Origin of the sequence: Dendrosporobacter quercicolus (genome assembly GCF_900104455.1) — a bacterium.
In the GTDB taxonomy this organism is placed as follows: domain Bacteria; phylum Bacillota; class Negativicutes; order DSM-1736; family Dendrosporobacteraceae; genus Dendrosporobacter; species Dendrosporobacter quercicolus.
Window position 1 is genome coordinate 37,973 of sequence record NZ_FNHB01000004.1, and the last position, 17,388, is coordinate 55,360.

Genomic DNA, 17,388 nt, shown 5'->3' on the forward strand with positions numbered 1-17,388 from the left:
GTGCTATACAAATAAAGGAGGAAAAAACTATGCCATATCATGAGTTTGAATGCAGCAAGTGCATTCCCGAAAGGAAAAAACACGCAGTTAGAAAAGCTCCAGGCGAGGATTTGACATCGGCTCTTCCTCTTGGATATCTCAACACCATTCCGGGTTCAATTTCGGAACGCGGCTGCGCCTACTGCGGAGCAAAGCATGTAATTGGTACTCCCATGAAGGATGTCATTCATATGAGCCATGGACCGGTGGGATGTACCTATGATACCTGGCAGACCAAACGCTATATCAGCGATAACGACAACTTCCAGCTCAAATATACTTATGCGACCGATATGAAGGAAAAGCACATTATATTCGGTGCTGAAAAACTTCTCAAGCAGAACATTATTGAGGCATTTAAAGCGTTTCCCAATATCAAACGGATGACGCTTTACCAAACTTGCGCTTCTGCCCTGATCGGCGACGATATTGATGCGGTCGCGCAAGAGGTCATGGACGAAATGCCTGAGGTCGATATTTTTGTCTGCAATTCTCCCGGCTTTGGCGGGCCAAGCCAGTCGGGCGGGCATCATAAAATTAACATTGCCTGGATCAACAAAAAGGTCGGCAATGTTGAGCCGAAAATCACCAGCGACTATGTCATCAATTACGTCGGCGAATATAACATTCAGGGCGATCAGGAAGTCATGGTCGACTATTTCAAGAGAATGGGCATTCAGGTGTTGTCCACCTTTACCGGCAATGGGTCCTACGATGATTTGAGAGCGATGCACAAGGCCCACCTCAACGTGCTTGAATGCGCGCGTTCAGCTGAGTATATCTGCAACGAGCTCCGGCAAAGATACGGGACGCCGCGGCTTGATATCGATGGGTTTGGCTTCGAGCCGCTGTCGGCGTCACTCCGGAAGGTCGGCTTATTCTTCGGAATCGAAGACCGGGCCCAGGCTATTATTGATGAAGAAACAGCCAGATGGAAACCCGAACTCGACTGGTACAAGGAACGCCTGAAAGGAAAAAAAGTGTGCCTCTGGCCGGGCGGCTCCAAGCTGTGGCACTGGGCGCATGTCATTCATGCGGAAATGGGCGTTGAAGTAGTCTCCGTATATACGAAATTTGGCCATCAGGGCGACATGGAAAAGGGGATTGCCCGGTGCGAACAGGGTGCGCTCGCCATTGACGATCCTAACGAGCTTGAAGCGCTTGAAGCGATGGAGATGCTTAAGCCTGATGTCATTTTTACCGGCAAACGGCCGGGAGAGGTTGCCAAAAAGATCCGGGTGCCATACCTTAACGCCCATGCCTATCATAACGGACCCTACAAAGGGTTTGAGGGGTGGGTCAGGTTTGCCCGTGACATTTACAACGCAATCTATTCACCGATTCATCAACTTTCTCTATTGGATATCAGCAAGGATGAAATACCAGCGGCAACAGGATTTGTAACCCGCAAGATGATTTCCGATGTGAATTTAAGCGAGGAGATCGTTTCTTCAAGCGAGTTAAGAGAGTATACCGGCAAATATGACAGCGTTTCGGATTTGCGGGTCAAGACGTATCCGGATTTTCCAGCAAAGAAACAGCTCTCAGCGGTGTAAGGGAGGCAATGTCTAATGGAGGATAGCATGAACGACAAGGTTGAGCAACTGGTGGATTATATTATGAAAAAATGTCTGTGGCAGTTTCATTCCCGTTCCTGGGACCGGGAAAAGCAAAATGAGGGAATTCTGACCAAAACCATGCAGATATTGTGCGAGGAACCGGTTGAGAAGGAGACTCCGGCCGACAGATGCTACTGGGTAGATGCCGTGTGCCTGGCGGATGGGTTTAAAAGCCGGTATCCGTGGCTGGCGGCGATGGACCAGGCGGAAATTAAGCTGCTCATGCAGGCGCTTAAAGAACGTATTGACTACCTGACCATTACGGGGTCGCTGAATGCCGAGCTTACTGACCCGCGCTATTAAGCCGAGAAAGCTATGCCATTACGGCGGACGCAAACGATAATATTTGAGGAAAAGGAGTAATGGTATATGTCTTGTGAAGTGAAAGGAAAAGACCGCGCCGGGATTATCAATCCGATATTCACCTGCCAGCCTTGCGGTTCTCAATATGCCAGTATCGGGATCAAGGATTGTATCGGAATCGTCCATGGAGGACAGGGCTGCGTAATGTTCGTCCGCTTATTGTTTTCACAGCATTTTAAAGAGAGTTTTGAAATTGCGTCTTCCTCTGTACATGAAGACGGCGCGGTATTCGGCGCTCTCAACCGGGTGGAGGAGGCGGTCGATGTCCTGTTGATGCGCTATCCTCACGTCAAAGTCATACCTATCATCACGACCTGCTCAACCGAGGTTATTGGCGATGATGTTGATGGCGTTGTGATGAAACTTAATAACGGCCTGCTGAAAGAAAAATACGCCGGACGGGAAGTTTATCTTATTCCGGTTCATGCCCCCAGCTTCAAGGGAAGCATGGTAAGCGGCTATGATTCCGCGGTATTGGATTTTGTCAGTTATTTTGCCAAAAAAGATCAGCCCAACGGAAAGCTCAACCTGATTACCGGCTGGGTTAATCCCGGTGATGTGACAGAGCTCAAACACCTCCTGGCCGAAATGCAGGTAGAGGCGACCGTCCTGTTTGAAATCGAAAACTTTGATTCTCCGCTGATGCCGGACGGCAACTGGGTATCCCACGGCAATACGACGGTAGAGGATTTGGCCGGAACGGCCAATGCGCTGGGCACCATTGCGTTGAACAGATACGAAGGAGGCAAAGCCGCTAAATATCTGGAAAATGAGTTTGATCTGCCCACGATCATCGGGCCTACACCGATCGGCATTCGCAATACCGATACCTTTCTGCACAATGTCAAGAAACTGACTGGAAAAGCAATTCCGGAGTCGCTTGTTCGTGAGCGGGGGCTGGCCATTGATGCGCTGACCGATGTTACGCACTTGTTTCTCGCCGACAAAAAAGTCGCTATTTACGGAAATGCCGATCTTGTCATCGGACTTGCCGAATTCTGTCTTGATCTGGAGATGAAGCCGGTATTGCTGCTGCTTGGCGATGACAATACCTCCTATCCGGACGATCCTCGCATCAAGGCGCTGCAGGAAAACGTCGACTATCCGATGGATATCATCATGAATGCCGATTTGTGGGAGCTGGAAAACCGGATCAAGAACGAAGGCCTGGAACTTGATCTCATTCTGGGGCATTCCAAAGGGCGGTTTATTTCCATTGATTATAACATCCCCATGGTACGGGTGGGTTTCCCCACTTACGACAGGGCGGGACTGTACCGCAATCCGGTTGTCGGCTACGCAGGCGCAATGTGGCTGGTTGAAGCGATGGCGAACACGTTGTTTACCGATATGGAGTATAAGAAGAATAAGGAATGGATTCTCAATGTCTGGTAAGGGAGCAGGCATTAGGGCGCTGAGCAATTTTTAGGTAAGAAGCAACTGAAATTGATTGGATTCCGCCAGTGCCGGCAAGGAGCCGGTTCTGACGGAATCCTCTAAAAAAAGAGGATAGAACCATGATGGATACGAAGGAAATAGATTTAGCGGCGTTTGAAGAAAATTACCGGAGCGCCATAATGTATCATCACCGGGCGGAACAGTTTTTAGCTGAAGGACAGTGTTCCAGTGTGGTATTTAATGTAGCTTCAGTTGCGCTCGAAAATTATCTTATTGCTTTGTGTGATTTATACGGCATTGAACCGGGTAATCACAATTACGTCTGTCTGATGGATGCAGTAGAAACGATCATTGACGTTCCTCCGGCATTAAATGAAGAAATACGTTCCCTTGATTTAATCTTTGGTATCTGTTCTCTGGAAAATTATCATCACGGGACGCCTGAACCGTCGGATTCAGGCCGGGTTCTTGCCATGTGCGGTGAAGTGCGAAACCTGTTTGATCCAATCAGGCTTGCAGCAGTCCGGGCTTGATTAAATAATGATGAAAAAATAGCCCCTGTGGATGCGGATAAGAACAAATAAGGCAAATTTACTGGCAAACAGCAGGCTTGGCAATTTTTTACGTTGAGGAGTTGAGCGAAACATGGAAAATGAATGTTCTAAGAACGTAGCGCCGGTGATACCGGCTGACCTGGCCGGCATTACCGCCAAACATCCTTGCTATTCTGTTGAGGCCCATCGCAAATTTGCCAGAATGCATTTGCCGGTGGCGCCTGTCTGCAATATCAGCTGCAACTATTGCAACCGGAAATATGACTGCGTGAATGAAAGCCGTCCGGGTGTAACAAGTGAAGTGCTGACCCCTGAAACAAGCCTGGCGAAGTTTATCCGGGTTAAACAGGAAATCCCCCATTTGAGTGTTGTCGGGATTGCCGGTCCCGGCGATGCCCTGGCAAATTGGAAGGTAGTTAAAAGAAGCATTGAATTGATCAAGGATCAAGCTGCGGACACGATATTTTGCTTATCCACCAATGGTTTGCTGCTGCCGCGTTACGGCCGGGATATTATTGCGCTGGGCATTAAGCATGTAACCGTCACGGTAAACTGTCTGGAACCTGCCATTGGAGCAAAAATCTATCATCATATTTACTATCAGGGCAGGTACTATGCGGGCGAAAAAGCGGCGGAACGATTGCTTCACAATCAGCTGGAAGGAATTAAGCTTTTGACTGACCACGGTATTCTGGTAAAAATCAATATTGTCATGATAAAAGACATCAATGACGGACATATACCGGAAGTCGTAAAAAAGGTAAAAAGCCTGGGAGCTCTGATGACCAATATCATGCCGTTGATCCCGGCGCCGGGCAGCGTGTTTCAAAACTTTCCTCAGACCAGCAGGCGGGAAGTGGATGTCATGCGGGATTTGTGCCAGACCGATCTTTTCCAAATGCGCCACTGCCAGCAATGCCGGGCTGACGCAATCGGGCTTTTGACAGAAGACCGATCGCATCAATTCCGCAACCCCAGGCCGGAACCGGCCCCCAAATGCAGTATTCCGGCCGGCCGGTACAAGGTGGCTGTAACATCCAGGCACAGGAGGCTGGTTGATTTGCATTATGGTCAGGCCGAAGAATTTCATATTTATGAAACAGATGGCATGAACAGCCGGTTTGTTGAGAGCAGGCCTACCCGAAAGTATTGTCTGGGGCCGGCAGACTGCGACGGGGCGGAAAAAATAAAAGCCGGGCTGCTTCAGAAAATTGCGGATTGCGATGCTGTACTGACCATGAGGATTGGTTATGAGGCGCAGCAACATTTGCAGCAACAGGGGATTGCAGTGATCGAGTCCTGCGACGGGGTTGAAGAAGGCCTGCGTCAGGCTGTCCGGCAATTACGCCATGAGGCGGATTATCCGGGAACTGCCTGTGGTGGAAGCTAGCACCGTGCGTTACTGGTACTGGCGGGGAGGCAACGCATAATCAGAACGAAAGGACCGGGTATAAGATGAGAATCCATTATTTGCAGCATGTCCCCTTTGAAAACCCAGGCAGTATGCTACAGTGGGCCAGGGAAAAAGGTCATGTGTTAACAAGTACGCATTTTTATAAGAATGATCTTCTCCCTGCGCAGCAGGATTTTGATTGGTTAATCATCATGGGCGGACCAATGAACATCTATGAGGAAGAGCTTTATCCGTGGCTTGCCGATGAAAAGGCATTTATCCGGGAAGCTATTGCCGCCGGCAAAGTTGTGATCGGCTTATGCCTGGGAGGCCAGCTGATTGCCGATGTGATTGGCGGCAAGGTAACCAAAAATGCGGAAAAGGAGATTGGCTGGTTTCCTGTCCGGCTTAGTGCAGAAGTGAGAAAATCGCCGCTATTTTCATTTTTCCCCGAGCAGCCCATTGTATTTCAGTGGCATGGCGATACGTTTAGTACTTTGCCGGAAGGCGCGCAGTGCATAGCGCAAAGCGAGGCCTGCAAACATCAGGCTTTTATATATCAGAAAAGGGTATTGGGGTTTCAGTATCATTTGGAAAATACGCCGTCCATCATCCAGGCGCTTGTAGAAAACTGCCGGGAGGAAATGATTCCCGGCGTTTATGTGCAGACTCCGGAAGAACTGCTGGCTCATCCTGAATATATTGCGCAGAACAATCGCTGGATGGATAGGTTTCTGACAGAACTGGAAATTTCGTACCGGAAGGGGGAGCTTTAATGCAGCAGGTCAGTTATCTCCGGAGAAGATGTACGGACCAGGGGAAAATTGAAACCTTTCTCCTGCAGGCCAGAACAGGCGTCATCGGCATGGTCAGCGACAACCTGCCTTATGCCGTTCCGGTAAATTATCTTTGGCATGACGGGTCCTTCTATTTTCATGGCATGGGCTCCGGGCGCAAGGAAAGCATTCTTTCCCGGCAGCCTTCCGTTTGCATTACCGTATATAAAGAGCATGGCACGGTAACTGACCCTGTGCCCTGTCATGCCGATACGTCCTATATGAGTGTGATGATTTTCGGCAAGGCCGAAAAAGTAACCGTTGCCGACGAAGGCGCCGCTGTTTTGCAAAAGCTGCTGGAAAAATACCTGCCGAAGTACTATAGCCATCCCTTAACCGGCACTTTAATTGAAAAATACCGTTCGGCGCTGGACGACAATGCCGTGTCTATTTACCGGGTTACGCCGCAGGAAATGACCGCCAAAGAGAATGCAGCCGAACCGGAGAGCTTATTCCGGACGGAAATGCGGCCTGATAACCCGGTGTAAGACCTGGGGGAAGCTGGCAGGTTAAAGCAGTTATTTTCTCAGATTCTTGAACAGATCATTTGATGGAGGCTGTCTGCTTAACGTCCGGTTCAGGTTCAGGTTGATGGTGTGAAATAAATCATAATGAAAGAAGGTGCCACATGAACGCTGATTTTACCTTCATTGACAAAACACTCGGCCATGCCTTGGAAAATAAAAAACTGAGTATTCTCCAGCTTATTCGACTGAAAAGTAAAATCGCCGCTATGTCTCCGGTTTTATTTGATTTGTCATTGCCGTCACTGACCGCTGCCTTGCGTTCCGGGATGACTGTGGTGAAAGACGTTCGTGTTTGCGTTCAGCCCGACTCTGATCAGATTATCCAGGCTTACCGGCTGGGTTGTAAACAGATCAAGGTTTGTCTGGCGGAAAAACCGGGCGAGAAACTGCCGTTTTCGGCTGCGGAGGCATTTAAACTGGCCAAAGGGTGGAATATGGCGGTAACGCTCCACTTTACCGGCGGCTATCCTGTAGGCCGAAAGTTGAATTATCTTAGCCGTACGGTAACCAGATATAATATCGACAGTGTTGTTTTTGATGCTGAATATCGGGCGCTTGATCCCATGGTTACTTATGGGACGCTGCTGGCTTTGCAACAGCAGCTTTCCTGTCTGGTGGAATATTACGGGCGCAATGGGAAGGGGCTGGCAACCGGCAACGCCCTTAGCGCAATAAAAAGCGGAGTCCGGCGTGTCGCTGTTTCAGTCGGCGGGGTTGGCGGATATCCGGCCTTTGAGGAAGTGCTGATGGGGGTTTTCTGCTTACTCAAGTTTCCAGTGTCTGTACCGGGAGATCTGGCGCTTTATTGTAAACAAATTCTGAGCAGTATAGATCAAAGTGTTTCACCAACAAAGCCAATTATCGGTGCGGATATTTTTGCTCACGAATCAGGCATCCATGTGGATGGCGTAAATAAAAAGAGTGATTTGTATGAGCCATTTTCGCCGGAGACGGTAGGTCTGTCGCGTAAGATCGTGATCGGCAAACATTCCGGCAGAGCTGCGATTGAGATAAAGTTAAAAGAAATGAATCGTTCCCTGCCGCAGACAGCGGTGTTACAGGTGCTGGAAAGAGTCCGCAGTCTGGCAATCCGGCAAAAGGCGCCTGTTTCAGATCAACAATTAAGCAAATTTATCCATGAGGCAGCTTTATGAAAATTCATATTGTTGATACCACTTTGCGGGATGGTGAGCAAGCCGCCGGCCTGGCGTTTTCCTGCAAGGAGAAGCTGGAGATTGCCAGAGCGCTTGACCGGGCCGGCGTGTTTGCCATTGAGGCGGGAACTCCGGCAATGGGAACAGAAGAGCAAAGCGTAATGAAAGCGGTCTTGCAAGCCGGTCTGTCCGCCAGAGTCATTGCCTGGAACCGCGCGGTTAACCAGGATATTCTCACCTCGATTCATTGTGGTTTTTCCTGTATTCACATTTCGGTGCCTGTATCGGATTTGCATCTTCAATACAAATTGAAAACAACCAGAGAAGCTGTTTTGCAGCAACTGACTGATTCGCTGGACTATGCCCGCAGCTTTGGCTGCACAATTTCAGTGGGGACGGAAGATGCGTCGCGCGCTGATGAACAATTCTTCCTGCAAGTGGCTGACACCGCAGCTCGAATGGGGGCGGAATATATTCGTTATGCCGATACGGTGGGGATACTGGAGCCGCTGAAGACTTTTGAAATTATGAAAAGACTTGTCAAAAAATGCGCTCTGCCGCTGGAAATTCATGTTCATAATGATTTCGGACTGGCTACCGCCAATACCATAGCCGCCATTCAGGCTGGTGTGACGTTGGCCAGCGTTACCGTGGGGGGGATCGGGGAAAGAGCCGGTAATGCAGACTTAACTCAGGTTGTAGATGTGCTGACCGATCTCTATGGCTATAAGACCGGCATCAACAGAAAAGTGCTGCCTGCGCTGACCGAACTTTTGGCTAAGGCCTGCCGTGTTCAAGATATTTAGTTTGATATAACAACAACGATTAATATCGTGCGAATAGTAAATAGACCACCGCGGGGCATAACCGGGTATGCGTAGCTCATACTCTCCGAAAATGCCGATCCCGTAGGTGGGTTTTTTTATTCGATTGCGCGCCAGCCTGAGATCTGATAAATGGCTGCTTTGGGTACCGAAAAAATACAATGGTTGGGGGAAAATAAAAAAAGTGTCTTGAATATTGAACAGGATACAGAGTATAATGAGATAAATAAGGCTTTATTTGTCCGGTGTGGCAGATAGGGCCTTTTGGATATCATGGTGCCAGACTTTAAAAGAAGCTTTGTGTTTATCGGGGAGACTTAATGCGGAGAGGTGAGGAATTATGCCGATTAAAATTCCTAATAATTTGCCGGCAGTAAACATTCTGGAAAAGGAAAATATTTTTGCAATGGATGAGGATCGCGCTTATTCGCAGGATATTCGTCCGCTGCGCATATTGCTGTTGAACCTGATGCCGACAAAAATAGTGACAGAGACGCAATTGCTCCGGCTGCTGGGGAATTCTCCGCTGCAGGTCGAATTTGATTTTGTGTATACTGCTACTTATGAGCCCAAGAATACGCCGCAGGAACATCTGGTAAAGTTTTATGAAACTTTTGCTGCAGTGAAAAACCGTAAGTATGATGGCATGATCATTACCGGTGCGCCGGTTGAGCAAATTCCATTTGAGGAAGTCAGCTATTGGCCGGAATTATGCGAAATCATGAATTGGAGCAGGCGCAATGTCTATTCCACGCTGCATATCTGCTGGGGTGCGCAGGCGGCTTTATATCATCATTACGGGATTCCGAAATATCCTTTGCCGCAAAAGCTGTTTGGCGTATTCCCCCATACCGTCAATATCAAAGAAAAAATGTTGTTCAGAGGTTTTGATGACGTGTTTTATGTACCCCATTCCCGGCATACCGAATTCAGACGCGAAGATATCGAAAAAGTAGCGGGACTGTGCATCTTATCGGAATCGACGGAGGCCGGGGTTTATGCGGTGGTTGATAAGCGGTACCGGCACTTGTTTATCACCGGTCATTCCGAGTACGATCCACTGACGCTCAAGACTGAATACGACCGTGATGCGGCCCAGGGATTGCCCATTCATGTTCCGGCCAACTATTATCCGGATGATGACCCGGCCAAAACGCCGGTAGTTCGCTGGCGGAGTGCAGCCAATCTGCTGTTCTCCAATTGGCTGAATTATTACGTGTATCAGGGAACGCCGTTTGACCTTGACAAGCTGAATGACCCCGGCGATGTGAGCGGGCTTTACGGGGATGGCATTTGATTTGTACTTAGTGAGACTGGCTTTGTTCAGTTTTGCTTTTTTTCTTCTTACAGTATCATGTAAGTATCAGACACTTTATGCGGGAAGCCGACCATTTGGACAAAAGCGAAGCTGCCCTGTTCAAGGGGTAAAGTTGCGGGAGAACTCTGGCGGAAGCTTTAAACAATATGCCGTACACGGCCCGTTTGCCCTGACTTCGACCGGCATGACCCTGCGGCCGAAAGGCGTTGATCTAAAGCAGTCTTTCTGGGACAACGCATGTTTGGTAGTGGCGGTTAAAACTCCCCGGAATTGAATAACATAGCGGATTTAAAGGGGAAAACCATTGCCATCCCGGGATTGATGGCGGGGCGAGCAGTTTGAACGCAGACGAATACTTATCTTTAAAAAACAACTTGACATTGAATTGACGACATGTTAAGTTAACATTAATCTTCCTGCGGCGAAAAACTGCGGGAATGCTATTTTAGCATAATTTAATGAGCGGAACTGACTTGGTTGATCAGAGAACTGAAGGCCGGGATGCACTGAGCATCCTGGCTTTTTAGTTTTTCAGCCAGGCGGGGAGCGAGCAGGAGGAATTTATATGGCTAAACAGAAAGATTTGGATGCGTTAAGCTGTACTGATTGCAATGTCTATAACTGTCGGAGCAGAAGCCAGCGGTTTCCCGGCTTTTGCCTGACGACCAAAGACATTGACGGACATCCGGTTGCCGATGATATTGAGGAAATAAAAAACTATCTCAGTGGTGATCATCAGGACGCAATTGCCGCCAGGGCATCGGCTGAGGTTGAGGGGCTATTCTACGGTAAAAAAACCAGAGTGGAGGAGATCATCGAGTTTGCCAGGCGGATTGGCGCCAGAAAGATTGGTATTGCCACCTGCGCCGGTTTGATTGAAGAATCGAAAATATTCGCCAATATTCTGGAGGCCAATGATCTGGAATACTACAGTGCAATCTGTAAGGTCGGTTCGGTGGATAAAACCGATATTGGCGTACTGGAAGAACACAAGCTGCGTCCGGGAAACCATGAGGCGATGTGCAATCCTCTGCTGCAGGCCCGTATTTTAAACAGTCAAAAAACCGACTTGAATGTCATCGTGGGCTTGTGTGTCGGGCATGACTCGCTTTTCACCAAATATTCAGAGGCCCTTGTCACAACGCTGGTTACCAAAGACCGGGTGACCGGACATAATCCTGTAGCGGCTTTGTATACTGCGCATTCCTATCATAAGCGGCTGCTTCAGGGCAACAAATAGTGTAGCATTATTTGGCAATCAGCCGGTCAGAGGTAAAGGTGGGGGAAAATGATTGAGATTAGAGGTTTGCGTAAATCGTTTGGCAAGCAGGAAATCTTAAAAGGCATTGATCTGAAAGTGGAAAAAGGCGAGGTTGTTGTCATCCTCGGACCCAGCGGTTCGGGAAAGACGACGCTGCTGCGCTGCCTGAATTTTCTGGAACAGCCCGATGAGGGGGAGCTTGCTATCGGCAATACAAAGGTCAATTGCCGTCATGTGAAGCACAAAGAAATTATGCAAATCAGGCGAAACACAGCAATGGTTTTTCAACTGTATAATTTGTTTAAGAATAAAACGGTGCTGGAAAATGTAATGGAGGGGCTGGTTGTGGCCCGGAAAGTTCCCCGGGCTACAGCCGAGGAACTCAGCCGACAAATGCTCGACAAAGTCGGCCTGACCGAAAAGTGGAATGTTTATCCCAGTCAATTATCGGGCGGTCAGCAGCAGCGGGTCGGCATCGCCCGGGCGCTGGCGCTCAATCCGGAGGTCATTTTGTTCGATGAGCCGACCTCGGCGCTGGATCCTGAACTGGTTGGCGAAGTGTTGAGCGTAATGAAAAAAGTTGCTCAGGAAGGACTGACAATGATTGTTGTAACTCATGAAATTGCGTTTGCCAGGGATATTGCCGACAGGGTAATCTTTATTGATGGCGGCGTTATTGTTGAACAAGGCCCGCCGGCCGAAATTCTGGTTCATCCCCGGGAGGAAAGAACCAAACAGTTTTTAAGAAGAATATTGCCAATGGAAGATTATGCGATATAACTGCACTTCTGCCGGAATGCATTCCGGCAGCTCAATTTGCGATAAGTGAGGACTTAGTTATGGTTGATAAAAATACTGGATTTGATTTTGATGCCGTTATTCCCCGTCAGGGCACCGGCTGCAGCAAATGGGACGGCGTTGAAAAGGTTTTTGGCAGTCGGGAGGTTTTGCCGCTGTGGGTTGCCGATATGGATTTCGCCGTACCGGCGGCAGTGACCGACAAATTAATTGAACGGAGCCGGCATCCGATTTATGCTTACAATACGCAGGATGAATCACTTTATCAGGCGTTTATTGACTGGGTTAAGCGCCGTCATGGCTGGGAAATCGAAACAGACTGGATTCTGGTAGCGCCAGGCGTTGTCCCGTCCATTATTTTGTCTATTCTGGCGCTTTCGGAACCGGGCAATGGCGTCATCATTCAACCGCCGGTTTATCCCCCGTTTTTTGCTTCAATTAAGGACAATGAACGGGTCATAGTGGAAAACCCGCTGATTGAAAACCATGGTCATTATGAAATTGATTTTGACGATCTCGAAAAAAAGCTGGCCGATCCCAACAACAAGCTTCTGCTGTTTTGCAGCCCGCACAATCCGGTTGGCCGGGTTTGGACCAGGGCGGAATTGAGCCGGGTTTACGAGTTGTGCCAAAAATATGAGGTTGCTGTATTGGCGGATGAAATTCATCATGATCTGGTGTATGCGGGTCATCGGCATACTGTTTTTGCGTCACTGGGAGAGTCTGCAAGCAAACAAAGTGTCACCTTTATGGCTGCCAGCAAAACCTTTAATATTGCCGGACTCAATTTCTCGTTTATTGTTGTCCCCTGCCAGCGCCGTCGCAGTTTAATCAGGCGCTGGTTTACCAGGCTCCACCTGAACCGCAACAATTTGTTTGGCGTTGCCGCCACTGAAACGGCTTACCGGGAAGGGGAAGCGTGGCTGAACTGCCTGCTGCCCTACCTGGAGCAAAATGCCGATACGCTGGTGGATTTTATCCAGTGCCGCCTGCCCAAAATCAAAGTAACCAAGCCGGAAGGAACCTTTCTGGCCTGGCTGGATTTCCGCGCCTATTTTACTTCAGCTCAGGCGCTGGAGCAGTTCCTGGTCTATCAGGCGAAAGTTGGCTTAAATCCGGGCAGGAATTTTGGCCGCCAGGGAGAAGGCTTTGCCCGCATTAATTTTGCCACCCAGCGGAGTGTGCTGCTGGAAGGGTTAGCCAGGATTGAGAAAGCGCTGCAGGCGCTGAAATAAACCATAACTAAACCGCCTTGCCGCATATGTGTTTTGTATGTTAAGGCGGTTTAGCCGTTTAAAGACAGTTCATGCCATTGGCGCCATGTTCCATTAAAGTAACATTACAGGTTTATTGAAAGAAAAACATGGCCGGGAACTTATTAAAAGGTTCCTGGCTATTATTTTTTAAAGGGTTTTTGAAGATTTGAGAAGAAAACAATAATATGTTAAATTTTGGTTTTATTAGGGCGTGGTGGAGGTATTTGAAATTTTTTTGTCGTTCGTTTATAATAATAATCATTCATTAAAAATAATGATGTAATCATTTATAACAGAGGAAAGAGGATTGATATTATGGGTGGTATGGAGAATTTTGATCAGTTAATTAATAAGATGACTTGTGTGGCGGAAGAATCGGCTACTTATAAAAAAATTGCCATGTACATAGAGAGAAATTATCTTCAAATTATTTTTATGACAGCTGGAGAATTGGCGGACAAACTTGATATTAGCCAGGGAAGCGTGTCGCGTTTTTTTATTGCATTGGGGTACCGGGGTTATAGTGATTTTCTGCGTAACCTGCAACATCTGGTCAGTGAACGTTTGACTGCTCCACAGCGAATACGGTATAGTAAACAGCATCGGCAAGAGGATAATCCTCTCAGAACGATTATTGATGTAGAAATTGCAAATTTCGATGAATTAATGAATATTATGCACGGTGCATCTTACGATATGTTAGTGGACATGATGGCTTCAAAAAAACAGCTGGTTTTAATTTCTGCCCGTATGTCTGCTACAATTCTGCCGTATATTGTATATATTTTAAATAAAATGCGCCCGGATGTGATGCAGATTACCCCTGATCTTCCTGGGTGGGAGTCGCTTGAATTAAAAAATCCCGAAAAAACGAATATAATTGCAGTTATGTTTCCGCGGTATCCCAACGCGTTGGTGAAAAAGTGTATGGCATTAAAGAATAGGGGATTTCATCTTTGTGGCGTTACAGACAGCCGGTTTTCGCCAGTAACCTCTTGTTGTGATTCTACAATATTTGTGCCAGTAACCGTTTCCTCGGTCTTTGATATTTACAGCACACCGATTGCTTTTTTTAATTTGGCCATGCGCGATGCCGCCAAAAAGATGCCTTGGCTTGATCAGCGCATGAAATTTATAGAAAAAATAGAATGTGAAAATGATGTATATTATCAAAAAACATACTAGTACCTTGGCAAAGGCTCGGTAGAGAAACGAAACCGGCGTAAAACCAGGTGTTGACTTTCTATGGAACTAATAGTATAGTATTAACATAAATTATTTTTAATAAGTGAGAATAAGTAGCAATGATGCTCAAGCTTAATACAAGTTTGAGCATTTTTTTATGCCAATATAAAAATGATGTCATCATTTTTATATTGTATAAGATTGAATGTATTTATAAACGGTGAAGGGGAAGAACCATGGCCAATCTAAAGTTTCCTGTTTCAATTAATCCGGATCGAATATTAAGACGTTTGAGTGACTTAGCGCAAATTGGACGTAATACAGCAGGCGGTATCGACCGACAGCTAGCCAGCCCCGGAGATACGGAAGCCCGTGCATGGCTGATGAATTGCTGGACAGCAGAATTAGGGCTGGAGGTTTATATTGATCCCATTGCTAATATTTGGGGCGGCCTGCCTAACGGCAGCGGGAAGACGAACCCTATTGTAGTAGGCTCCCATCATGATACCGTTCCGAATGGCGGTATGTTTGACGGAGCATTGGGCGTCATTGTCGCAACAGAACTGATGCAAACGATCAGGGAAAGTAAACTGGCGATGCGTCACCCTCTGCAAATCGTCTCATTTACAGGTGAGGAAGCCAATCCGTTTGCTGTTTCTACCCTTGGCAGTAAGGTCCTAAGCGGGCGATTGGGTGTTTCAGACTTAGTGAAGGCATGCAATATTGATACCGGCGAGTCTTTGGAGTCGGCGATCAGTCGTCTTGGCGGCAATATAAAAAAAGCAGGTGAGGCGGAATTGGCGCCGGACAGTGTAGCTGCTTTTTTGGAATGTCATATTGAACAGGGCCGGCGATTGTATGATTTGAATCTTCCGGTTGCTTCCGTGTCTTGTATTACCGGAATATACCGTGAAGTAATAACGGTTTTTGGCGAAGCAAATCATGCTGGAACTACTAAGGTTGAAGACAGAAGGGACGCGCTTAATGCGGCTTCGGAGATTTGTCTGGCCGTAGAACAAATTATGAGACTACCCAATATGGACAATTTGTCGGCAACGGTTGGGAGAATTGATACGGTACCCAATGCATCAAATATTATACCGGGGATGGTAACCATGACCTTGGATCTTAGAACAGCCGAACCGGAGAAGAAAGAAAGGGCATTGCGGTATTTAACTGAAGCGATTGAGAAAATTAGCAGTCAGCGGCAAGTACAGATCGAGAGAACTGTCAATTTAGATCAGCCGGAAATGCCAATGAATCCAATGATCACTGCGGCTTTTGATGAAGCAATGGAGCTTTTGGGAGAACCGAAAATAAGTTTGGTCAGCATGGCGGGGCATGACGCGGCTCATTTAGCGAGAGTTACAAAGGCCGGAATGTTGTTTGTCCAAAGTATAGGCGGCTTCAGTCATTGCCCGCAGGAAATGACAGGCGAACAAGAGGTGGTTAGGGCGGCTCAGGTGATGCTTGATGCGTTGTTAATATTGGATGGGAGGTTAGAGTGACATGGCGGTCGTGATTTTTAAACCGGATGCTTGCCTCTTGGATCAGGCCTTGCATTACGGTTACGGAGCGGCAGTTGAAAATGGCGAAATTATTGCAGTTAATACCATCGCTGTTTTGGAAAAAACGTATCCGGATGCAGTAAGTGAACCATGGAAAGGCCTGGTATTGGTGCCTGGCGCGGTTAACGCCCATAATCACAGTTTCCAAAGTTTGCTGAGGGGTATTGCGGTTGACCGGCCTTTTTTGGAGTGGCGGGATCAGTCGTTATACCGGTTTTCGCCGAAAATGCGGGTGCAGGATATCTATGCGGGAGCGTTATTTGCATTTACGGAAATGCTGAAACGCGGCGTGACCACAGTATGCGATTTCTTTTACCTTCATAATCAAGGGATAGAAAGTGATGAGGCTGTTATTCAAGCGGCTGCGGATGCCGGAATCCGTTTGGTTCTGGCCAGGACAATGTACGATTGGAAGGGTGCACCGGCAGGATATGTGGAGGATGTGCGTACGGCGGTTTATCATACGGAAATGCTGATGAAAAAATACAGCGACGCCGGCATGGTCAAAGTGTTGCCGGCGCCGCACAGTCTTCATGCAGCATCGACCGAGATGATTGTTGCCGGGTATAAACTGGCGCGAAAATATGGAACTCCTTATCATATTCACGTTGCCGAAGAGCTCTTCGAAGTACAAGAGGTTCAAAAAGAACATGGCATGAGGCCGCTGGAATATCTTGACAGTATGGGGGTTGTAGATGCCAGTATGGTCATTATCCATGGTGTCTGGCTGGAAGACAGCGAAATAAAGACGCTGGGAGAAAAGGGAGGACAACTGGTCTATTGCCCGTCAAGCAATATGTTTTTGGCCGACGGCGTGACAGATATTCCGGCGTTTATGAAGTACGGCGCATCTATTGCTTTGGGCAGTGACGGTGGGTGCAGTAATAACCGGATCAGTATATTTGAAGAAATGCGCATGGTGTCTATTCTGCAGAAAGTCCATCGGTTAGACGCTTTATGTGTTAATTATCAAGATGCTTTTTGTATGGGAACATCCGGCGGGGCAAAAGCTTTGGATTTAAAAATAGGCCAGTTGAAAGAGGGGTACAAAGCGGATTTTACCGGTATTATCTTGCGTGACCTGTCCATGCAGCCCATTAGCCAAAAGGGGAAACAATTTTTACCGAATTTGGTATACTCGATGGAACCGACGGCCATCGGGAAAGTTGTTGTCAATGGCAGGACCACTGTTTCCGATGGGAAATTGGCGACAGTGGCCGAAGAAACGGTATTGCACCATGTGTGGCGGACAATGGATCATTTAGAAAAATAATTTAATTTTAGTTTGAAAGGAG

General features: G+C 47.6%; 17 protein-coding genes. All 17 read left to right on the forward strand.

Annotated features, from left to right (window positions below; genetic code table 11):
• The first annotated feature begins 29 nt into the window (after positions 1 to 29).
• The 17 genes from anfD to BLR06_RS09585 all read left to right on the forward strand — a co-directional run bounded on the left by anfD (position 30) and on the right by BLR06_RS09585 (position 17,366).
• A complete protein-coding gene (gene anfD, locus BLR06_RS09505; protein WP_092072026.1) occupies positions 30 to 1,595 on the forward strand; it encodes a nitrogenase iron-iron protein, alpha chain in 1,566 nt (521 codons plus the stop codon).
• Between the two features lie 15 nt (positions 1,596 to 1,610).
• Positions 1,611 to 1,961, forward strand: a complete 351-nt coding sequence (anfG, locus tag BLR06_RS09510; protein WP_092072029.1) for a Fe-only nitrogenase subunit delta — start codon at positions 1,611 to 1,613, stop codon at positions 1,959 to 1,961.
• A gap of 66 nt (positions 1,962 to 2,027) precedes the next feature.
• Positions 2,028 to 3,416, forward strand: coding sequence for a Fe-only nitrogenase subunit beta (gene anfK, locus BLR06_RS09515; protein WP_092072032.1), 1,389 nt, complete (start codon positions 2,028 to 2,030; stop codon positions 3,414 to 3,416).
• Between the two features lie 122 nt (positions 3,417 to 3,538).
• Positions 3,539 to 3,952: a hypothetical protein gene (locus BLR06_RS09520; protein ID WP_217636876.1), complete on the forward strand. Its 414-nt coding sequence runs from the start codon at positions 3,539 to 3,541 to the stop codon at positions 3,950 to 3,952.
• A 112-nt stretch (positions 3,953 to 4,064) separates the two neighbouring features.
• Positions 4,065 to 5,363, forward strand: a complete 1,299-nt coding sequence (gene nifB / locus BLR06_RS09525; RefSeq protein ID WP_092072035.1) for a nitrogenase cofactor biosynthesis protein NifB — start codon at positions 4,065 to 4,067, stop codon at positions 5,361 to 5,363.
• Between the two features lie 65 nt (positions 5,364 to 5,428).
• Positions 5,429 to 6,142, forward strand: a complete 714-nt coding sequence (locus tag BLR06_RS09530) for a type 1 glutamine amidotransferase (protein WP_092072038.1) — start codon at positions 5,429 to 5,431, stop codon at positions 6,140 to 6,142.
• Complete coding sequence (locus BLR06_RS09535; protein WP_092072041.1) at positions 6,142 to 6,690, forward strand: pyridoxamine 5'-phosphate oxidase family protein; 549 nt, start codon at positions 6,142 to 6,144, stop codon at positions 6,688 to 6,690. Before BLR06_RS09530 ends, BLR06_RS09535 begins: the two co-directional genes overlap by 1 nt.
• A gap of 140 nt (positions 6,691 to 6,830) precedes the next feature.
• Entirely contained in the window at positions 6,831 to 7,883 is a 1,053-nt protein-coding gene (locus BLR06_RS09540; protein WP_092072044.1) for a homocitrate synthase/isopropylmalate synthase family protein, read from the forward strand.
• Positions 7,880 to 8,689: a beta/alpha barrel domain-containing protein gene (locus BLR06_RS09545; protein ID WP_092072047.1), complete on the forward strand. Its 810-nt coding sequence runs from the start codon at positions 7,880 to 7,882 to the stop codon at positions 8,687 to 8,689. Before BLR06_RS09540 ends, BLR06_RS09545 begins: the two co-directional genes overlap by 4 nt.
• 358 nt (positions 8,690 to 9,047) lie before the next feature.
• Positions 9,048 to 10,004, forward strand: a complete 957-nt coding sequence (gene metA / locus BLR06_RS09550) for a homoserine O-acetyltransferase MetA (RefSeq protein WP_092072050.1) — start codon at positions 9,048 to 9,050, stop codon at positions 10,002 to 10,004.
• A gap of 133 nt (positions 10,005 to 10,137) precedes the next feature.
• Positions 10,138 to 10,299, forward strand: coding sequence for a hypothetical protein (locus tag BLR06_RS19530; RefSeq protein WP_173812866.1), 162 nt, complete (start codon positions 10,138 to 10,140; stop codon positions 10,297 to 10,299).
• A 291-nt stretch (positions 10,300 to 10,590) separates the two neighbouring features.
• Entirely contained in the window at positions 10,591 to 11,265 is a 675-nt protein-coding gene (locus tag BLR06_RS09560; RefSeq protein WP_092072056.1) for a DUF1847 domain-containing protein, read from the forward strand.
• Positions 11,266 to 11,313: 48 nt separating this feature from the next.
• Positions 11,314 to 12,066, forward strand: coding sequence for an amino acid ABC transporter ATP-binding protein (locus BLR06_RS09565; protein ID WP_092072058.1), 753 nt, complete (start codon positions 11,314 to 11,316; stop codon positions 12,064 to 12,066).
• A gap of 59 nt (positions 12,067 to 12,125) precedes the next feature.
• Complete coding sequence (locus tag BLR06_RS09570; RefSeq protein WP_092072061.1) at positions 12,126 to 13,319, forward strand: MalY/PatB family protein; 1,194 nt, start codon at positions 12,126 to 12,128, stop codon at positions 13,317 to 13,319.
• 336 nt (positions 13,320 to 13,655) lie between these two features.
• A complete protein-coding gene (locus tag BLR06_RS09575; protein WP_092072064.1) occupies positions 13,656 to 14,525 on the forward strand; it encodes a MurR/RpiR family transcriptional regulator in 870 nt (289 codons plus the stop codon).
• A gap of 236 nt (positions 14,526 to 14,761) precedes the next feature.
• Complete coding sequence (locus BLR06_RS09580) at positions 14,762 to 16,033, forward strand: hydantoinase/carbamoylase family amidase (protein WP_092072067.1); 1,272 nt, start codon at positions 14,762 to 14,764, stop codon at positions 16,031 to 16,033.
• Between the two features lies 1 nt (position 16,034).
• Positions 16,035 to 17,366, forward strand: a complete 1,332-nt coding sequence (locus tag BLR06_RS09585) for an amidohydrolase family protein (RefSeq protein WP_092072071.1) — start codon at positions 16,035 to 16,037, stop codon at positions 17,364 to 17,366.
• Positions 17,367 to 17,388: the final 22 nt, after the last annotated feature.